This is a genomic window from Neolewinella lacunae, assembly GCF_014349155.1.
Classification (GTDB): Bacteria; Bacteroidota; Bacteroidia; order Chitinophagales; family Saprospiraceae; genus Neolewinella; species Neolewinella lacunae.
In genome coordinates, this window is sequence record NZ_JACSIT010000121.1 from 1 (window position 1) to 2,247 (window position 2,247).

3 protein-coding genes are annotated in these 2,247 nt (G+C 43.4%); all 3 read right to left on the reverse strand.

Annotated elements, in window-relative coordinates; translation table 11 throughout:
* Window positions 1–48: 48 nt before the first annotated feature.
* The 3 genes from H9S92_RS13835 to H9S92_RS13845 all read right to left on the reverse strand — a co-directional run bounded on the left by H9S92_RS13835 (window position 49) and on the right by H9S92_RS13845 (window position 2,012).
* Window positions 49–486 carry an outer membrane beta-barrel protein gene (locus tag H9S92_RS13835; RefSeq protein WP_246463820.1) on the reverse strand — a complete coding sequence of 146 codons (438 nt, stop codon included), beginning with the start codon at window positions 484–486 and terminating at the stop codon, window positions 49–51.
* A 16-nt stretch (window positions 487–502) separates the two neighbouring features.
* The gene (locus tag H9S92_RS13840; RefSeq protein ID WP_187466914.1) at window positions 503–739 is read right to left on the reverse strand and encodes a hypothetical protein; all 237 of its coding nucleotides are present in this window, start codon (window positions 737–739) and stop codon (window positions 503–505) included.
* Between the two features lie 511 nt (window positions 740–1,250).
* Window positions 1,251–2,012, reverse strand: a complete 762-nt coding sequence (locus H9S92_RS13845) for a hypothetical protein (RefSeq protein ID WP_187466173.1) — start codon at window positions 2,010–2,012, stop codon at window positions 1,251–1,253.
* Window positions 2,013–2,247 lie beyond the last annotated feature (235 nt).

A 2,247-nucleotide genomic window follows, 5' to 3' on the forward strand; every position in this document is an offset into this window, starting at 1 on the left:
CTGATCGCATGGGCGGCCCAATGCCGATGGCGGTCGAAGGCCCCAAGGTTACTTTGTATCTGAAGTCCGTTGCCCAAGTTTGTAAGTGAAACCTAAGAGTAAGTTTGTTGAATTTGTTTTAATAGTTCCCATATTTGCAACTGGCACAGCGCTAACGTTATAAAGCCCAAGGTTGTTTCTCACTTCAAATGAAAATGCAAACGCTGTTTTTATAGGAACAGAAAGACCAAGTCCTGTTGAAATGCCAGTGTCAAAACGTTTAATAAGTGAGGTGTTGTCACTTGTGGTAACGGGAAAATTATCCCCTTGACTTACAAAGTTTTGTTTGATTAAATAGCCAAAGTAGGGTCCAGCATTTATAAAGTAATGAAATTTCTTTCCAAATGTCGCCCGAAGAAGAATGGGTAAAGTCAAGTAGTTAAAATTAGTGTTTACAGTAATTTCTCCCAAAGGATTTCCATTGATGTCGGTTGTCTGTGAAGTCAATACAGAACCCTTTCTTTCAAAGGCGACATTTGTCCGCAGTGAAACAACCTTTTTTCAAATTGTACTGAAAAAAAAGCCCACCAGAAAATCCAATTGCCGATTCATGGTTATCATCAATAAAGTCGTTTCCACGTAGGAATGTTACACTCGGGCTGCCCTCAACGCCTAGGTCAAACCTATTTGTTTGGCCGTAAGCTGTTACTCCGACAGTCAGAATAAGAAGTCCGAGCAAAAGTGATTTAATCTTTGTCATAGTTGTAAATTTTTAATTGGTCTGTTTGTGTTTGCATTGTCGTCCAAAATAGCAGCTTATTGCCTTTTATCCGACGGGAAGCACCAAGTTCTTAGCCTTTTGCCAGGGGCGGCTTCTAAGTTTAAAAGGTGGGTTCTTTGAGGGTGGGCGTCAGGTGAAAGGGGGTGGTGGATTGGGGTTTCGACATTTGTTGGATTTTGGTGGGGAAAGTGTTTGTGGGGCTTGCCGTTGCTCCCTGCGAAGGTCAGGCTGGTTCTCAAGGCTGGCAAGATGGGGTTGGAGGGACGACGGTTACACACCAAATGCAAAGGAGTCCAGCCAAGCCGTGGTAGTTAAGCAGCGACCAAATCTACGCCTTCCCCTTCAGACCGCCAAATTTTGTGCGGATCAATCCCCTCGCTACACTGGGCGACCCCTCCGGGTCTGGGCCGAGATGTTCCGTTGGGCGGAGGGGTTGGTTTTTGGGGAGGAATTGGCTCAACTAGTTTTTTTCACCTTGGCTCCCCTTAATTTATTTTAATTTTAATCGTCCGAGATAGCCATATTCCCCGACATTTTCCTTTTCCTCTAATTCCATTGGGTTTAAACTCCATGCTTTGGCTACTTCAAGCACGTGTTCTGCATCGGGGTAAAGCATCTTTTCCCAATACTCTTCTTGCTCGGCATCTTTACTATTGGTATCAATCAAATCCCATTTCATTTCAACGCTGGTTGGCTCTCCTTCAATAAAGCTGTTGCCATCTCCTATGTAGTATAATCTTTCCGTGTTGCCATCTACAGATTTCATCCAGAAGGCCGATCCGCTCCCTCGAAAGTTGCCAAACATCTGCGCTTCACCAAATTTTTGGCTCAATCCATTTAAAAATCTTTGTGCTCTTTCACGTCCCTCCATATAACCAGGTTCTGGCAAACCCCAACCTAAAATTAAAATCCAACCTTCAATTGGTGGCAGAACAAAAATTTCCCCGTTTCTTGCTTGCAATTTCCCTTCCACCCAATTTGCCTTCCGCTGTTTCTCCAATCGTAAAGCTTTCAAAAGACTGTTCGTGTCTTCCGTTTTAACTGCCGCCCAGATACACTTATGCCCGAATTTTATGGGTTTGGTTGGGTCTCGCTTTTCCAGTTCTTGTTCCAAAATAGATTTCGGCCTTGGACTACTCTGGCCAAATAATTTTGACATCCATTCAGAAATGGATAACAATATTATGCGGAAAACTAGTTTGTACATTTGTCTTTTTTGTTGCCAAGGGTTATCAATTATCTGATGCTGCATTTGGAAGTTGCGACAATCAGTTAAGTCGCAAACTTACGGCTTTTCTGTGCTCGAAGTTGCAAACTCCTGCTGGCCGCTAAGCTATGTAGGCTAGTGCTGCACTTGCTCACTTTTTCACCGCAATTATTATCCCCGTCGCCCAATTCTGTTTTGTCAATGTCAAGTCTCTTCTGCTTTCCAGGTATTTTACAAAATTGATTGCTTTTTCTTCATGTCCTTCGGGCCAGTTGGATTG